Source organism: Paenibacillus sp. F4, from assembly GCF_002894905.1.
GTDB classification, from domain to species: Bacteria; Bacillota; Bacilli; order Paenibacillales; family Paenibacillaceae; genus Paenibacillus; species Paenibacillus polymyxa_B.
In genome coordinates this window covers 610791-628026 of record NZ_POVS01000017.1, presented here as the reverse complement: position 1 = coordinate 628026, position 17236 = coordinate 610791, and the positions used below count along the sequence as shown (strand labels likewise).

The following is a 17236-nucleotide window of genomic DNA, read 5'->3' as shown; positions in this document are numbered from 1 at the left end:
GATTGATTATAACGTTGATTATGCTAATCAAGCTCTCCTGCCAGTGAAGCCCGGAGTTCATCTATCGTTCCGTTGTATTCATCCAAATCGACTTGGCCTTGAATACCCGGAACACTGCCTGTGCTACTGTACTGCCAAGCCCACCAGTTATTCCAAGCTGGAACCGCGGTCGGCTTTTGCGTAGTACTGTATCGGGCTACCCACAGTTTATACATAGAAAATGTAGGATCAAACTTGGAAGCAAAAACATTGCCCGTGTATACGATCGGCTGACGCCCGGTAAGCCTCTCCATTTCATCCAAAAAGGCATGAGCCACTTCACTAATTTGTGCAGGAGTAAGACCTTTGGGGTTATTTTCATAGTCCATCACAGGGGGCAGATCCAGCCTGCCTCCTGCTGAATCTATAGCTCTGGCAAAATTGGCAGCTTCCTGACGAGCCCCATCCGCGGTAGTTGCGTTCAAAAAGTGGTAAGCGCCAACCAGGATGTTAGCATCTCTGGCCCCCTGTACATTTACTAAAAATTGATTATCTTGATATTTTGTGCCCTCTGTAGCTTTAATAAAAGCAAATGTCTTGCCTGCCGCCGCCACTTGCTGCCAATCAATATTGCCATTATGGTGGGAGACATCAATCCCTTGCGCGTGTCCGTCGGAAGAAATCGCAGGTGCAACAGGTATGGTAGGTATAACATCCTCGGTAGTTGATGGCTTCTCCGTTTCCTGATCCAACGCTATAACCACCTTACCATCATCCCCATGGAGTACATGAAAGGGTGTACTCTGATTAAGATCAACCACAATACGTACCGATGCGGGGGTTGTACTAAACATGGAGTATCTTACTTGGGAAACATCTGGATCTTCTGTGACTGGAAAACTTCCTTGTCCACCATTGTTAAATGATTGCGATGCTGGAAATTCCTCAGCAAACTTTGTATCCGGTATGTCTACAACAATACGATCTGTATGAGTCAACGTGGTTACTTTGGGGGTTACTTTTCCATTAACAGTTATAGTTAATTGGTGATTAGTGAAGCTAATTTGGTTTATAGCCGTGCGCGCACTCTCTTTAGGACTACTTACAGCTGGAGTAGCAGAATGATCATGAGTGGACTCGCTATTGCCGCTTGAAGTAGGAGGAGTCGTCAGGAACACGGTTTTAAGCTCGTTGTTCCAGGTCACATTCATTCCTGTCTGTTCCGATACAAAGCGAAGCGGAACATAAGTCGTCCCCTCTTTAAGCAAAGGAGCTACAGCCAATCCCATTTGATGATCATTGACAGAGGCTATGGGATTGTTGACCTGAAGACTGAGGTTAAGATTTTGCTTATGTATAGTTATGGTCCCTGTCTTGGACTCCCAATTCACACTATAACCCAATTCCTCTACAATGAGACGGAGTGGAACCAGTACGTTCCCCTTTACTTCTTGAATCTGAACACCTTTGCCAACACTTATATCTTTACCATCCAACTGAAGATGTGAACTCGAAGATGCAGCATGACTTTCTCTTGGAAATGCTAGTAGAAACAGAAACAAAAAAGCAAATAAACAAATTTTCTTCATTATGTACCCTACCAATCTCTATATTTTCGCTTATGAAATTCTTGCACGCTATGATTCTCAGGACCTCTATTTTGATAGACGCGAATCATATGGTAAAAGTTACGATTGATTCAGTACATATTTCAGTCTTATCATACAAAAGTACTAAAAAACTCTGCCAGCTATACAGCAAGCAGAGCTTTTTCCAGTTTTATTAATCTAGTTTACTAGCAATCTTATCACCAAACGAATACTTCATGTTCACACTGTTAAAAATGTTAACCCTATAAGAATGATCGAGGTGACAGATAGTACCAGTAAGGGAAGCATTGCTTTCTTCCGTAAAGCCTTAAAGCTCACATTCAGCCCCATGCCTACCATAGCCATCGTTAACATAAAGGTGGTGACTTGAGAAATTCCGTTCGTCAGACTAGATGGAACTTCAATATATTTTCCAAAAACATAGCTGCCCATAATACTTGTAGCCATAAAGCCGATGAGGAACCAGGGAAACTCCACTTTAGCGTCTGTACGAATTTTTCCAGTTCGTTTCATCCAAACCATTAAAACAAAGCTGAGCGGTATGAGTAAGAAAACACGCCCCAGTTTGGCTAATAAGCCCATTGCAAGAGCATCCTGTCCGGCAGGCGCTGCAGCTAAGGCCACATGTGCAATTTCATGTAAACTGATGCCCGACCAGATTCCATATTGCATATCCGTCAAAGGAAGCCAGGGCCGAAGCACAGTAAACAAAATGGCAAATACCGTTCCAACCAAGGCAATGAGTCCTACTCCTATGGCTGTATCCTCATCTTTGGATTTTAACAAGGGAGAAACCGCTGCAATCGCTGCTGCACCGCAAACTCCAGTCCCAATACCAAGAAGAAGCGAAAGCGAAGCATCTGCCTTGAAACGTTTTGCCAGCCAAACCGTAAAAAAGATGGAAAATACAACGGTGCCCACATCACGCAAAAGTAAACCTAACCCATGATGAATGACAACATCCATGTTCAGCTTCAGCCCAAATAACACAATCGCTCCACGTAGTATTTTCTTTGCTGAAAACTCAACCCCCGAGCGCACAGCTTCAGGGTATCCCCACAACTGTCGGTACAGAATAGCGAGAAACATGGCACAAGCCAATGGACCTACATAATGAAAACCTGGCAATTCGTTCAGGCTGTAGCCTGCCAAAGCAAATAACATCGTGAGGATAATACCAAGTATACGCTGGAATAATCGTCCTCTGTTCGAAAATAATTTGGTGTGTTGTGTATGACTGTTCATGGTGAACCCCTCCAATTCTACATGCATCAAGCTTAATATGTTTTTTGTCATAAGAAAAATAAATCATTATAATAATGATAATAAGTAAATAGATATGATGGATTTGGAGGAATGGGCTTTGGACCAATCTTTAATCGTATTTGTTAGGGTCGCGGAGAAACAAAACTTCACACGAGCTGCCGAGGTGTTACACATGACCCAACCTGCGGTAAGTCAATATATTCAAACGCTGGAACGTAGCGTAGGGACCCGCCTCCTGGAGCGTAGTAATAAATATGTGCGCTTAACCAAAGCAGGTGAAATTGTGTATCATCATGCTCAGGAGATTATCCGTCTCCATACACGGATGCAATACTTGGTGGACGAGCTGATACATACGGCAAAAGGAAACCTGTCGATCGGCGCAAGCTACACATATGGCGAATATGTGCTGCCGCATGTGATTGCGCAAATGAGAATCCATTATCCACTCATTCAGCCCTCGATTACCATCGGCAACACCCAGGAAATTGAAAAACTCATGATCCATAATCAACTGGATGTAGGCATTATCGAAGGAGAATTTCAGCATGACCATTTACACATTGAATCATTTGCTGATGATAGAATGTATATCGTCGTTCCGCAAAATCACAGTTTGGCTGGTAAATCTCAAGTGGATGTAAGTGAGCTGCAAGAGGACGTCTGGATTCTGCGGGAAGAAGGTTCTGGAACCCGGGAAGCGGCTGAAAAGATGTTTGCACGGCTTCAGTTCTCCCCTTCTCATATGATGAATTTTGGCAGTACACAGATCATCAAAGAGTCTGTAGAAGCAGGCTTGGGGATTTCTTTGCTGTCCCAATGGGTCATTCAGAAGGAACTTGCTCTGGGCACATTAAAAGTACTGGATATTCGTAATCTTCCGGTCATTCGGAAATTTTCCTTTCTAACCCCTTCTTCGACATTTGAAACGAAAGCATGCACCGCTTTTTTGGAGATTTTGCGAAGTTATAATGTGAAAAGTTAACGTGCAAAACCAACGAAAAAAGCACCCATCAAGGTGCTTTCAACATAATCACTATCATGTTTTTTTATGAGGAAAGATGATCCTTTCCATGATATAAGAAATGAGAAAAATCAGCGTAGCTTCCTTGGAACTGTTGCATATCATGAGCAGCAACACCTACAAAATTCCCTGTAAAACCACCGGATAAAAAGCTGATATCCTGCATTTCAAAAAGCCGCTTCCAAGCAGGTTTATCTCCGACTCCATAATAAAATTGCCCATGGGATGCATGGACTTCCACAGCTAAATGTATAGGAAGATCGTCCTGAAGCGTAATCGCTTGGGGAACTAAGGTAAATGTGTTGGCTTCACATCGCATCATGCGCAGTACCTTCCCTTGTCCCTCCTCATAGCTAACATAGGCGTACAAATAATCTTCTTCATTAAGGTACAGTAGTAGCCCCGCCATTTGTAAATAGCTTGTTGGCTGATACTCTAATGCTGTTTCTACCCGGAAATGATGATCCGTTTGCCGAATGGCAAGCACGTGATGCTGGAACAGACTTTGAATGGATTCTCCAGCCAGAATCCGAAGGTAACCTGGGCGCTGGCTTAATGAACACCAGCTATCGTCTGCCAGGATACGCAATGTGTTCCACGTTTTGTTTAATGTGGGGCCCTCGAAAAAATCCTCGAAAATATAACTCTGCTGCTCTTGCTTAACCGAGAACATCCCTTGAGGTGCGGGTACCTCCAATTGAGGTGTATGGCCCCCGGCGGTTAATCGCAGCCAGCCTTCATCATTCCAGTACACTTGCTGCAAGGCTGTTTCCCGTCCTAAAATGGCATATTTCCCCTCTACTGGACGCGTGCATAAATGAGCCATGTACCATTCGCCGTCCGGTGTCTGTACAAGACTGCCATGTCCTGCACATTGTAACGGGAAATCCAGCCGATCACGTGACGTAAGCATGGGGTTGTGCGGGTCTACTTCATATGGCCCGGATATCTGCTTCGACCGTGCTACGGTAACGGCATGCCCCGTACCCGTTCCGCCTTCCGCTGTAACAAGATAGTAATATCCATTTTGCTTATAGATGTGAGGCGCTTCTGTTTTCTTCAAAGGAGTACAATCAAAGATTTTAACAGGCTCGCCAATGAGCTGTTGTTGCTTGCTGTCATACTCCTGCATGACTATGCCGGAAGATTTATTACTTTCCAACATGCGGTAATCCCACAATGCGTTCAATAGCCATTTGCGTCCGTCCTCATCATGAAATAAAGACGGATCAAATCCACTACTGTTAAGATAGACGGGTTCCGACCATGGTCCTTGGATCGTAGGCGCCGTCATCACAAAATTATGAACGTCCTTGAACGGACGCTTGGTGCTTTTCACATCCGTATAGAGCAGATAAAAAAGGTCATCTGCATAGCTAAGCTGCGGTGCCCAAATGCTGCAATTTTTCGGGTTTCCTCTTAAATCAACCTGATCGGTCAAAATATCTGTGCAGTGCTCCCAATGGGCCAAATCTTTGGACTGGTACACCCGTACTCCAGGCAGCCACTCAAACGATGACACCACAATATAGTAAGTATCCTCGACTCGTGTAATACACGGATCGGGATTAAAGCCTTTTAATATGGGATTTTGGATCATCATGAGACCTCACTTCTCCTTACTTCCAAAATGTGACTTCATCAAAAACCTTTTCCTTGCTCCATGCTTTTGTTCCCGCTTCAAAACAATCCGCCCACGGAACACGCTGCTTACGTAACGTAGCAACTTCATCGTGTCCGTTATATTCCTGATAACAGACGGTTTTCTCGTTCGCAACATTGTTCCAATTGTCCCAGCCACGTGGGTCAATATGATCGCCCATTTTACAATTGACAAATACGGTCTTGGCATACTCCCGCCACGGACGCCCCAAAAAAACCGGGGTAATATCAGCTTCTGCGGTTAAATAGCAATGGTTGAATACATAACCGTACGATTGTCCTTGCGGCGTAGAGGCGGCTGTAACGTAGCTCGTTTGGTTTTCATGATGGCGTAAACTGCGAATCTCGCAATCTTCAAAATACGCGGTAGCCCCACCAAAAATAAAGTCCACCGTACCCTCTATATAACAATGCTGATAAAGCTGCCGATAGTGCCTATGATGCTCCTTCAAATGGATTCCACCAAACTGGAGTCGTTCTTTCGGTGCAGGAGGTAGAGGGCCTGTAAATAAAGTATCCTGGTGCCCTTTAAAGGTACAGTTTCTAAAAACCGTTTCATCACAATGAGCGTATACCGCAACGGCCTGCCCAACGGCTTCTCCCTGGCCCGCTGTGTTGGAAATCGTTAGATTTTCCAAAATCAGGTGGCTACCGCCTAAAAATAAAGTAGGTGTCGCAAAGGTCCCTATTTCCTCACCCGCTTCATCCCGCTCCTTGGCATACCGATCCATTCGAATCTCTACCTGTCCGATGCCTATAATATGAAGATATGAACGGTAAATCCGTACCTCTTCCTCATAAGTACCTGATAAAATAGTTAGTGTTTCCATTTTATTGGAAGCCGACTGCTCCAATACAGCAATCGCCTCCTGAATCGTATGGAAATCACAAAAGGATTCTTTTCCAACTAGCATGGTTACCCCGATCCCTTCATTTGATTTACAGGTGTTCGGCTAAAAATGACTGCCACGCCGTTCGCATTTCCAACGTCTCCATATGTCCACCGCCCGCGATTACAGGCTGCCAATGCTCAGGACGACCTGCTTCCTGGTAAGCTTCCAGCAGACCTTTTGCCAAATGCTCGACTCCTTCAATAGGACACATCCGGTCATTTTGACCTGTTATACTCATCCGTGGACGAGGTACGATCCGCTTTTGAATATCCAGTGTGGTAAAATGCTTCAGCAGGCCGGGGACATAGGAATAAAAGCCATGATGATCCAATCCCCTTTTGGCGATTAGCGTATGGGCATCTACCTGTCCACAGATATCAACCGTTACCTGTATCCGTTCATCTAACGCAGCCATCCACCATGCCATGAGTCCACCCATCGACATACCGATCGTTGCGATACGGGAAGCATCAATGTCTTCACGCTGGCACATATAATCCACCAAACGACGATTATCATACAGCATCATGCCCCACAGCACCTGGCCCTGCCAGAGCATTTCTTTTACCAGCTCGCTCTCAGTTTTGCCCCCACGTTCGTTGAAACCCCACATGTCAATACAGCACACGCAGTACCCCATGTCTGTCAGGGTTGTAGCGAACGAGGGCTGCTGCAAGTAAGAGCTGCTATGGATCAGCTCCTTGCGCCCGTTTGTATAGTTGCCCCCATGCGAATGGTTAAAAACAACCAACGGAAACGGACCTTCTCCTTGTAAGGGTATAGCTACATACGCTGGGACAGGCTCGATCCCGTTCAAATCCAGCAGGAGACACTCCAGTCGATATCCCTCACGCTCTTCTTGATTCAGCAGAGTTGCCGTTACAGGGCGATCTGCCGGAAGGTCTCCCAACAATGCTTGCAACTTATCCACGTTGTACCTCCTTTCATGCCCTCCTAATTCATCATATTTCGTTCAGAAGGTTGTATCGTTACTTGTTCTATCAGCTTTTCGGGCTGAGCTGTATTCTTCGAATGGCAACGATTGATTTCAACATCTTCTCCATTTTCAATGTAAAAGGCAGGACCTTCATGATTCTCAATCGTCACCTGTTGAAAACGAATATCCTTCACATTACCTAGATAAAAACCACGGTTGTTCATATCTTCAATCCCTGTCATCATCGCCGGACGACCGGGAATTGCATTTTTAGCCATAGAAATATCAATATTGGAAAATGTAATTTCAGCAATATATTGCTCTGCAAGTCCGTATAAGAATCCAGCAGCCGCATGAACCTGTCGTGCCGTAATATCGGAAAAATGGATTCGTCTGAAGCACGGGGTTTCATCGGTAATCGGATAAGGATTTTTGTCCCACACATATTTGTCTTTGCCCCGAGGTCCGCAGAAATAATAAAGGTTCAGAATAAATGGACAAATGACATCTTCCATCACAATGTTGCTGACTCGAATATCCTCAATGGTTCCGCCACGTCCTCGTCTGGACTTCAGACGTATGCCCCGATCTGTTTGCTTGAACACGCAATTGCTGATCGTAACATTACGAATATCACCACTCATTTCGCTTCCCAGTACGACTGCGCCATGTCCATGCACCATCGTACAATTTGTAATCGTAATATTTTCACATGGAATTCGCTCTTGTGTATCTTCGGTTCCTGCTTTGATCGCAATACAATCATCGCCCACATCTATATTGCAGTTGCTAATACGAACATTGGAACAGGATTCAGGATTAATACCGTCCGTATTGGGGGAGTCCGCCGGGTTAAGAATGGACAAATTATCAATCGTAACGTTATAGCAAGCGATGGGGTTTACCGTCCAACTGGGGGAATTTTTTAACATAACATCTTTAATGGTAACCCGCTGACAACGGTCAAAGCTGATTAATTTGGGTCTCGGATACTGTAATTCCTCTGGATGATTGCGGTGCTTTTCCCACCACGGCTGACCATTTCCGTCCAACGTTCCGCTACCTGTAACTGAAATATTCTCAAGGTTCTGTCCATAAATGCATGACGCATGCACTTCCCGCTGAACGCCCTCCCATCTGGATTCTACTACAGGGTAATCAGCCAGTTCCGTACTGAAGGACAGAGTTGCACCAGGGCTTACATGCAGCTCAATGTTACTTTTCAGAAAGATAGCACCTGTCAGATACGTCCCAGACGGAACAAAAACGGTTCCTCCTCCAGCATTGCTGGCCGCTTCAATGGCAGCCGCAATTGCTCCCGTAGCCAGCGTCGTGCCATCCTGAACTGCTCCATAATCTACAATGTTATACAATTGCATTTCGTTCTCTCCTGTCTTTATATTTTGTGAATGTTAGATCCATTTTGTATTGGGAAAGCATAAGCTGCCCCCCGGATTTCAACATCCAAGAAATCATTCAAGGAGTCAGGGGGCAACAGCCATGCTCAGCTATTATTTTTTCGTTTTCTTATACGCTTCCTCATACTCAGCGGTAATCCGTGATCCACCAGAGTTTTTCCAGTTTTCTACGGCTGCTTTAAACCCGGCTTCGTCAAGCTCACCCATAATAAATTTGAAGGAGGCGTCGGTAATGATTTTCTCCAGCTCTGTTCCTTGCTCATTAGCGGTGACTGAATCCAGTGGCACGGTCGGGTCCAGAACAGCAAATTCATTATTTTCTCGGACTAATTCATTAGCCAGTTCCTTCTCTGGATTGGCATCTTTTAAGTTGTAGGTCACTTCACTTGGTCTGGAGCTTGAAAACGGCTGAACATCTGCTTGCCACAAATCTGTATTCGTAATTTTGAAGGCTCCATCTTTTTCGATCTTATAATGAGTGCCTTCAATACCGCCGGTCATATACATATATACATCTTTGTCAATTAAATCATCTACAAATTGCAGCAGTCTCTTCAACTCAGCTTCTGTTTTTACTTCGGATTTCGGAAATGCCAGCAAACCTCCTACCCCGCTTCCCTCAGACCATACGTGGTATTTGCCATCTCCATTCGAAATCTTGTTAACCGGTACCAGCTTCAGCCCCTTTTGTAAGCCTTGGGACAAGGTTCTGAGGTTAGAGATATCGATCATGCCTGTATAAATACCTGCTTTACCTTGTGCAAATTGTTGCTGCTGGTCCGTTTTAGCGGTTACAGCAAAGTCTTTAGAAAGATATCCATTTTTGTATAATTTATTGGAATACTTTAAGGTCTCCAAATATTGAGGAGTATCAAATTCCGGCGTAAATTTTCCGCTTTCATCTACTTTCCAGCCATTAGGTGTGCCAAAGTAGGAACTTAAAGTTTTGAAGCTGCTGTAGCGTAGATCCGATCTGTCAACAAACCCAGTCGTATCATTTTTTCCATTTCCATCCGGATCATCTTCTGTAAACGCTCTCGCAACTTCATACAACTCATCCAGTGTCGTCGGCACCTTCAGTCCTAAGCGATCCAGCCAATCCTGGCGAATGACCAGACCCGCCCGAGCCAGATTCTTCTGGAACGGAACGCCATACAGTACCCCTTCAATGGATGCGGCTTCCCGAACTTCAGGCGGGATTTTTTTCAAATTTTCATAATCATCTAAATACTTTCCTACATCCCAGAATAGTCCTGATTTCAATGAACTACGCACTGAAGAATTTGTCATCATTGTCAGCGTCACCATATCGGCCAATTCGCCAGAAGCAAGCGCAGTAGTGATTCTCTCTTCTTTAGAAGCGTCAGGCACCCAATTGAACGTGATTTTAGAATTGGTGTATTCTTCAATTTTGCTTTTGATCGTTTCTGTAGGCGGAGAAGCTGTATGCAATACGTTTAACCAGGTAAATTCCAGTTTGGACTTCGGATCATAGGTTTGGCCGCTTTGATCCTCAGCTCCCTTGTCACCGCAAGCAGCTAAAAAAACACTCATGACCATTAGTACAGCAAGAAGGCCCGATACTCCCTTTTTCGTCGTGATTCCCTTTTTCATCGTATTTGCTCCTTTTCTGTTTATATATTTATGCCATATCTTCCTCTTTCACCAGAACCTCTCGCTCTATTTTGCTGAACACCTGATGCGTCATCCACATCACGAGATAACCCATAATACTTGCTCCGGCAAAAGTTAGAATTCCTGGGTACAAGCCTAGAATCAATGCAAAAAGCACGACAATGGCTACAAAAAGAACAAGCGTATATTGTAAATACGAAAACCCAATCACTATCGACATTTTGACCTTCAGTCTGATACCTTTCCAATCATAGTGAGCCAGCAGCGGGAAAATGTAGGCCAAAGAGATGAGATACAAAAAGGCTCCAATAAGCGTCACCACACGAACATACCAGGACGAGACGTTGACTATATCTACGTAGAGCACGTAACCCACAAGGCTGTAAAGCCCGCCAATGATGGCTGCTTCTTTAAAGCTTTCTCTAAAGTAACGTACAAACGTCGAGAAAATGGCGACTTCCTCATTGCCCCGAATCCACTGTCTTAAAATACTAAGCATAGCGACGGTTGCAGGCCCAACGCCTATAAAACCCAAGCCCAGAATCGTCGCAACCGTCCAAAGCAAGTTAAGATAGACCAAGCGTAGCAGGCGCATGCACCATTTGTTCATGTTTTCTACAAACCGTACCATTTTGCATCCTTCCCGTCGTCATTAGTAAACGCCGTCTTCACCAAATTTCTTGGCCAGTCGATTGGAGCCCATAATCAGGATTAAACCTACCACACCTTTAAAAAGTCCTACCGTCGTACTGAAACTTAATTGTCCATTCTTTAAGCCCGCAGTATAAATGTAGGTGTCAAAGATTTCGGCAACCTCGCGGTTTAAGGAGTTCAATAGCAGATACATATGCTCAAAGCCCAAATCCAACGTGCTACCGATTTTCAAAATTAACAATGTAATAATGACTGGGCGAATCGCAGGCAAGGTAACGTGCCATGTCTTTCTCAGGCGTCCAGCTCCGTCCATCTCTGCTGCCTCATACAATTGCGTATCTACCACTGTAATCGCAGAAAGATAAATGATGGTAGACCAGCCGAGTTCCTTCCAAATCACTTGCCCGATGTAGACCGTTCGTAGCCATTGCGGAGAAGTTAAGAAGCTGATCTTCTCACCGCCCAGCGCAGCAATCATTTCATTCAGCACCCCGCCGTCTACGGTTAGGAATACATAAGAAATCGAAACAATGATAACCCATGACATAAAGTGCGGGATGTAGATAATGGTTTGAATAATGTTTTTAAAAAACATCTTCCTAACCTCGTTCAGCATGAGTGCCAAAATGATGGGCAATGGAAAAAAGATTACAATGTTCAATGCAAACAAAACCAGCGTATTGCGAAGCAGCATAAAAAACGTGGGCTCGGTAAATAAACGAATAAAATGCTTCATTCCTACCCATGGACTACCTGTGATTCCCTGAAAAGCTTGATAATCCTGAAATGCAATCACCAATCCCCCCATAGGAAAGTACTTAAAAATAATGAAGTACACCAGTCCAGGCAAAACCATTAAATAGAGCAACTTGTGTTTCTGCATTCGTAAAAGGCTTTCCGTCGTTCTTTTGTTCTTTTTCATTTTCATGTTTGGTGCGGGGACACTTGAAACTTTCATTAGTTCGACCTCCTTCAAACGATCCTGTATACGTTTTCAAGAGTACGCGATTTTCAGCATTCCGCATATAATCATCAAATGATAGCGTTTACAAAATTGGGTGTGCAGCCTACTTTTCAACCTTTTCACCTTAGCTAATGATTACTACACAACCTAATGAGCATCCGCTTTTTTCCATGATTAGAGAACACCTCAAGATTTGATTATATACGGAATTCTTTCCTCTTGATAAGGTTGACATGTAAACGATTACGAGGAGGTCAACCACATTGACACAGCCATTACGAAAACAAAAATTACGAAAAAAAGAATCGCTGGGCAGTCGTATTTTCAACATTGTAAACAGTACACTATTGATTCTCATTGCCCTCACTTGTCTCTTACCTTTTTTGAATATCATCGCCAGCTCTTTTGCCTCAACCGAAGAAGTAATAGCCAAGAAGTTCATTTTATTCCCAGTTACTTTTTCCTTGGATGCCTACCGTTATATTCTGTCGACTCCCACCATTTTTAGAGGTCTCGGGGTTTCGGTCGGAGTAACGATCGTCGGTACAGTTGTGAGTATGATATTTACTGCTTTTATGGCTTATGGATTATCCCGAAGATATCTACTAGGACGCAATACGATTAACTTCATTGTAGTGTTTTCTATGTTGTTTAGTGGGGGGATGATTCCAACATTCCTGGTTGTAAAAAGCATGGGGCTTATCAATTCGTATTGGTCCTTGATTCTTCCCGTGGCCATTAATGCGTTTAACCTGATTATCATGCGTAACTTCTTTCAGGCGCTGCCAGATGATCTGGAGGAATCAGCCAAGATGGACGGGTGCAACGATTTTGGTATCTTCTTTAAAATTATGTTGCCATTAGCCCTGCCTTCTATTGCAACCATCTCTCTATTCTACGCTGTTGCCTACTGGAATACGTATATGCACGCCATTCTCTATATTAATGATTCTGCCAAATGGCCGATTCAGGTCTTGCTACGTCAAATTGTAATCGTTTCCAGTGGTATGCAGGCAGAAGGAACTGCTGTAGATGTCATCCCGCCTGCGCAGACCATTAAGATGGCAGTCATTGTCATTGCGACCGTTCCGATGTTAATCGTATATCCATTTGTGCAAAAGCACTTTGTCAAAGGAGCTTTGTTAGGCGCGGTTAAAGGCTAATTGGCTTGCTTCATCTTTCGGTAAGCTCCCGGTGTAACCTGTTCCTTTTTCCGAAAAGAGCGGATAAAGTTTTGTGAATTATGATATTGCAGTCGCTCGGCGATTTCTTTAATCGTCATATCTGTCTCAATGAGCCACTTCTTGCCCATTTGCAGCCGATAGCCCATCAGATATTCACTAAACGTCGTTCCGTATTCTTTTTTGAAAATACTGCTTAAATAATTCGGATTGTAATGAAGTCGGTCTCCAATGAGTTCTAATGATAATTCCTGGTCATATTCAGCACGGATAATAGCAGCAATTTTCTCCGAGAGACAACGGAATTGCTGGTTGGTCTTCTCTTTCATGCTTTTTACCATGGGGAAAATAACTTGCTCTATCAGCATACGTTCTATCTCTTCCGGGTTACGGATGTCCAGCAAACGATGATACAAGGCATGATTGTCTTGCGTCAGCAGCACTTCAATCCCTAATAGCTGCTCCAATTGGATGAGGTTATTCACAAACCGTACCAACAGTACTTCAAAGTTCATGGAATGATTATTTTTTATCATCATTTCCTCCAATAAAGAGTGCACGGTATGATATACCTGCTCTTCGTCCCCTATTCGGATGGCATCAAACAGTTTCGATTCCAATTCCGTAGGATAATGAAGCAGCACCGGACCTGAAATGACCATGGAAATATCTTCATAAAAAATAATCGACTCTTTGCCTAAATTTAAACGGTGATGCAAAGCTTGCTTGCTCATCTCACAGGCTTCTTTACTTTCTAATAAGTTATCATACGCTGTACTAATGCCGATGCTGATGGATACATTCAAATACTCTTTTACGTTTCGAACCAAAAGGGTCGCATCATCCAGAACTTGCTTTCTCATTTCCTGTTCGCTCAACCCTGTCAAAATTAATATGGTGGCCTGAGTGTTATCGTTCAAAATGATGGGGAGCATTCGCTGCTGCTCTGGAATCGTTTCTTCTACGATCTTGTTAATAGCCAGCAGCAAAACGTCTTTATCCGATGGCTCTCGATCTCCCAGATTATCCAGTTGGACTAACAAGGTAATATACATTTGATTCTCGATCTGCGGATAACCCAAGCGTGGCATTTTTCGTGCCAATTCCTCTGCAGAAATACGTTTGCGAAACAGATTGAGAATCAATTGGGTTTCCAACTGTGGCATTTCGGACTGAATGAGACTTTCCAAGCTTTCCTTCTCGGTTACAATGTTATCGATGGAATTAATAATCCATTCAATTTCATTTTTAGAAGGTTCATTTTTGAAAGCGAAATTAGGATTTTTAGGCAAGCTGCGTTTTATTTGCTGAAATGGCTTTGTAAAGTAAATGGCAATGAAGTATGCCACTACCACCATTAAAAGCGTTAATACAAGTCCCATCATGATGATCCCAAATTTGGTCGTTTGAAAGGCATCCGCAATTTCTTTCTTATCTAATACCGTTAAGTAAGTCCAATTATTATAGGCAGATTTAGCATAAATAACTTGTCGTGCAGGCTGCTGATCCGTTTTCTCCAAAGTTAACATACCTGTGTTGTTCGGCTTCACTGCAGCTTCTGAAATGTGCTGAAGCTGTTGGGTGGACAATAATTGTTCAGCAGGCTGGGTTTCATACATTAAATCGCCTTGTTTATTCAAAATAAAAACAGCCATATGATCCTCGGTTTGAATCGTATGATTTAACGTTTGCAGCGAAATATCCGACAGGGCAATGGCTTGCTTCTTCTTAGAGAATACAGGTAAGGTATTCACAAAACGAATTCCTTTATCTGTTTTAACCCAGAATAGTCCCTTCTCTTGGTGGTCGATATAGGTACTAATCAGCTTTTCTCGTTCCGTTTTAGTCAAATAGGACAGGCTTCCATTGGAGATTCTCCAATTCTGATTTAGACTGATTAGTGAATATTCCGTTCCCTCTAATCCCATCGTAGCAATATAATTGAGCTGAGTATTCACATTCCGATACGCTATAAAATCTTTTTCTGTAATGGGATTTTTCACAACATCATTAAAGGAACTGGTCGTGCTATACGTATTAAAAGCATATTCAATCGTTTGAATTTTCTGCTCCAGACTATTTCTGATCTGTGCCATGTAGCTTTGCTTGGTATTGGAAACTCTCTCCACAACGGAGCTAATTGTTGTAAAATAGATGTAGCTGCCAAAACTGGCCACCAATCCTACTCCCAAAACCAGAATCGTAATAAAAATAGTATAGAACATTCTTCCTTTTTTCATTGCGCTCCCCCTCTGGCTCTTTGCATCACAACAAAATTATAGCGCTTTCATAACAAGGTTTAAATCATTTTTTTCACGTGTGCATTATTTTTTACATCCGTATCATTCCAATTTAAGTCGATTTTGTTTGGTTTGCGGCAGTTAAAAAGAAATTTGGAGGAGTTACTTATGTTACATGTTGTTAGTCCTAAACAACCGATTATAAAAGAAGAATTTCCGTCAGACACTTCTTTTCTCTCCCTCTATCCCGTAGCAGTTCGTGAAGCTCGTCCTTTTATATTGGTATTGCCTGGCGGTGGCTACGAGCATTTGGCCTCACATGAAGGAGAGCCTATAGCCCGGTGGTTGAATGATCTAGGTATTCATGCGGGTGTGCTGGAGTATCAAGTCGGCGATTTCGAGATTAATTCCTTGTTGGAGGATGTAGAACATGCTCTGCAATGGATTCGCCAAACACCGCATGACTGGCTAGTCATTCCTGATCAAGTGGGGCTCATCGGTTTTTCTGCAGGCGGTCACTTGGCCTCCATTGTCTCCATGATAGGGACAGTAAAGCCAGATCTTCTGTTGTTGGGATACCCTGTAATTTCATTTCATGAGCCTTATACACATATCGGAAGCCGCACACATTTTTTAGGGGAACAGCCGACGCTGGAGCAGCTTCAAGCCTTTTCATCCGATCAGCAAGTAACTTCACAGACACCTCCAACTTTGATATGGACTACAGCTAATGATGGCGCTGTACCAGTAGAAAATAGTCTGTTGTTCGCTTTTTCATTATCCAGAGAACATATTCCGTTTGAACTGCATGTATTTGAGGAAGGGCGACACGGATTGGGACTGTCAGAGGACAACCATGAATGCCATCAATGGCTTAATCTGGCGGAAACTTGGCTTCAAAAACATGGATATGCTCAGGCAAGGCAACAGATGACAACTCGACTGTTTATCGCTGGGGACTCCACTGCAGCTCAAAAAGGGGCTACCGAAAAACCGATGACAGGCTGGGGCGAACACTTGCAAAGCTATTTGGCACCGTCTGTTCATGTGGACAATCGTGCTGTCAATGGGCGAAGCACCAAATCTTTTATAGCAGAAGGCCGATTAGCTGATATTGAAAAAGATATTCAAGCTGGAGACTATCTGTTTATTCAATTTGGACACAACGATGAAAAAAAAGAAGACCCCACTCGCTACACCGATCCTGATGGAGAGTATCGTCAAAACTTAATTCAATACATTCAGTCCGCTAGGGAGCGTGGTGGAATTCCAGTCTTATTGACCTCTGTAAGCCGCCGCCGATTCACCGCAAACGGTGAACCTGATCCGCTGGCTGTAGGAGCCTATCCTGCTGCCATGAGACAAGTAGCCGCGGAAACCAAAACACCCCTGCTCGATATTTTTGAAGCTTCTCAGCAGCTTTATCGTTCAATGGGTGAAAAAGAGTCCCAGCAGCTATTTATGTATTTGCCTGAAAAAACACATCCTAATTACCCCGCTGGTGTAACGGATAATACCCATTTTTCTGACGAAGGAGCAAGACAGATTGCTCAGCTTGTAGCAGAAGCAATTCGTCAATGTACGGAACTGTCCGCATTAAAACAACGTATGGTAGAAAAGAATCCAGACAGCGGTGAGAGGCTTGCGCACCAACTTGTCAACTGATATCAATAACTAAATAGAAATATACACGAAAAACGGACTTGGAGCTAATCACTCTGACGTCCGTTTTTTATTCCGTGTGATCGAAGACTATACAGCTAGGAGAATAGT

General features: G+C 43.6%; 13 protein-coding genes. 3 read left to right on the top strand and 10 right to left on the bottom strand.

Annotated features, from left to right (window positions below):
• Positions 1-23 precede the first annotated feature (23 nt).
• Positions 24-1568 carry a GH25 family lysozyme gene (locus C1T21_RS21510; protein ID WP_103049670.1) on the bottom strand — a complete coding sequence of 515 codons (1545 nt, stop codon included), beginning with the start codon at positions 1566-1568 and terminating at the stop codon, positions 24-26.
• A 240-nt stretch (positions 1569-1808) separates the two neighbouring features.
• Positions 1809-2834 carry a YeiH family protein gene (locus C1T21_RS21505; protein WP_103049669.1) on the bottom strand — a complete coding sequence of 342 codons (1026 nt, stop codon included), beginning with the start codon at positions 2832-2834 and terminating at the stop codon, positions 1809-1811.
• A 118-nt stretch (positions 2835-2952) separates the two neighbouring features.
• Here C1T21_RS21505 and C1T21_RS21500 point away from each other — a divergent pair, with 118 nt between their 5' ends.
• On the top strand, positions 2953-3840 hold the full coding sequence (locus C1T21_RS21500; RefSeq protein ID WP_103049668.1) for a LysR family transcriptional regulator: 888 nt from the start codon (positions 2953-2955) through the stop codon (positions 3838-3840).
• 64 nt (positions 3841-3904) lie between these two features.
• Here C1T21_RS21500 and C1T21_RS21495 read toward each other — a convergent pair whose 3' ends face one another.
• From C1T21_RS21495 to C1T21_RS21465, 7 genes are all read right to left on the bottom strand, one after another.
• The gene (locus C1T21_RS21495) at positions 3905-5482 is read right to left on the bottom strand and encodes a glycoside hydrolase family 43 protein (protein ID WP_103049667.1); all 1578 of its coding nucleotides are present in this window, start codon (positions 5480-5482) and stop codon (positions 3905-3907) included.
• Positions 5483-5498: 16 nt separating this feature from the next.
• Positions 5499-6455, bottom strand: coding sequence for a pectinesterase family protein (locus C1T21_RS21490; protein WP_103049666.1), 957 nt, complete (start codon positions 6453-6455; stop codon positions 5499-5501).
• Between the two features lie 25 nt (positions 6456-6480).
• On the bottom strand, positions 6481-7365 hold the full coding sequence (locus C1T21_RS21485) for a dienelactone hydrolase family protein (protein ID WP_103049665.1): 885 nt from the start codon (positions 7363-7365) through the stop codon (positions 6481-6483).
• Between the two features lie 23 nt (positions 7366-7388).
• Positions 7389-8750: a glycoside hydrolase family 28 protein gene (locus C1T21_RS21480; RefSeq protein ID WP_103049664.1), complete on the bottom strand. Its 1362-nt coding sequence runs from the start codon at positions 8748-8750 to the stop codon at positions 7389-7391.
• Between the two features lie 132 nt (positions 8751-8882).
• Entirely contained in the window at positions 8883-10403 is a 1521-nt protein-coding gene (locus C1T21_RS21475) for an extracellular solute-binding protein (protein WP_028540499.1), read from the bottom strand.
• Between the two features lie 28 nt (positions 10404-10431).
• A complete protein-coding gene (locus C1T21_RS21470; protein WP_013311055.1) occupies positions 10432-11055 on the bottom strand; it encodes a YesL family protein in 624 nt (207 codons plus the stop codon).
• Positions 11056-11076: 21 nt separating this feature from the next.
• The gene (locus C1T21_RS21465) at positions 11077-12036 is read right to left on the bottom strand and encodes an ABC transporter permease (RefSeq protein ID WP_023989418.1); all 960 of its coding nucleotides are present in this window, start codon (positions 12034-12036) and stop codon (positions 11077-11079) included.
• Positions 12037-12305: 269 nt separating this feature from the next.
• On the opposite strand from C1T21_RS21465, the gene C1T21_RS21460 reads away from it, so the two are divergent.
• On the top strand, positions 12306-13205 hold the full coding sequence (locus C1T21_RS21460) for a carbohydrate ABC transporter permease (protein ID WP_013311057.1): 900 nt from the start codon (positions 12306-12308) through the stop codon (positions 13203-13205).
• On the opposite strand, the gene C1T21_RS21455 is transcribed toward C1T21_RS21460, so the two are convergent.
• Positions 13202-15463: a helix-turn-helix domain-containing protein gene (locus tag C1T21_RS21455; protein WP_103049663.1), complete on the bottom strand. Its 2262-nt coding sequence runs from the start codon at positions 15461-15463 to the stop codon at positions 13202-13204. The genes C1T21_RS21460 and C1T21_RS21455 overlap by 4 nt on opposite strands.
• Before the next feature lie 168 nt (positions 15464-15631).
• Here C1T21_RS21455 and C1T21_RS21450 point away from each other — a divergent pair, with 168 nt between their 5' ends.
• Positions 15632-17128 (top strand): GDSL-type esterase/lipase family protein, encoded by a 1497-nt coding sequence (locus C1T21_RS21450; RefSeq protein WP_103049662.1) that lies wholly within the window; start codon positions 15632-15634, stop codon positions 17126-17128.
• Positions 17129-17236: the final 108 nt, after the last annotated feature.

Excerpts from the sequence above, each read along its gene's own strand:
- C1T21_RS21510 (WP_103049670.1), bottom strand. The coding sequence starts at position 1,568 with ATGAAGAAAATTTGTTTATTTGCTTTTTTGTTTCTGTTTCTACTAGCA.
- C1T21_RS21505 (WP_103049669.1), bottom strand. The coding sequence starts at position 2,834 with ATGAACAGTCATACACAACACACCAAATTATTTTCGAACAGAGGACGA.
- C1T21_RS21495 (WP_103049667.1), bottom strand. The coding sequence starts at position 5,482 with ATGATGATCCAAAATCCCATATTAAAAGGCTTTAATCCCGATCCGTGT.
- C1T21_RS21490 (WP_103049666.1), bottom strand. The coding sequence starts at position 6,455 with ATGCTAGTTGGAAAAGAATCCTTTTGTGATTTCCATACGATTCAGGAG.
- C1T21_RS21480 (WP_103049664.1), bottom strand. The coding sequence starts at position 8,750 with ATGCAATTGTATAACATTGTAGATTATGGAGCAGTTCAGGATGGCACG.
- C1T21_RS21475 (WP_028540499.1), bottom strand. The coding sequence starts at position 10,403 with ATGAAAAAGGGAATCACGACGAAAAAGGGAGTATCGGGCCTTCTTGCT.
- C1T21_RS21470 (WP_013311055.1), bottom strand. The coding sequence starts at position 11,055 with ATGGTACGGTTTGTAGAAAACATGAACAAATGGTGCATGCGCCTGCTA.
- C1T21_RS21465 (WP_023989418.1), bottom strand. The coding sequence starts at position 12,036 with ATGAAAGTTTCAAGTGTCCCCGCACCAAACATGAAAATGAAAAAGAAC.
- C1T21_RS21455 (WP_103049663.1), bottom strand. The coding sequence starts at position 15,463 with ATGAAAAAAGGAAGAATGTTCTATACTATTTTTATTACGATTCTGGTT.
- C1T21_RS21450 (WP_103049662.1), top strand. The coding sequence starts at position 15,632 with ATGTTACATGTTGTTAGTCCTAAACAACCGATTATAAAAGAAGAATTT.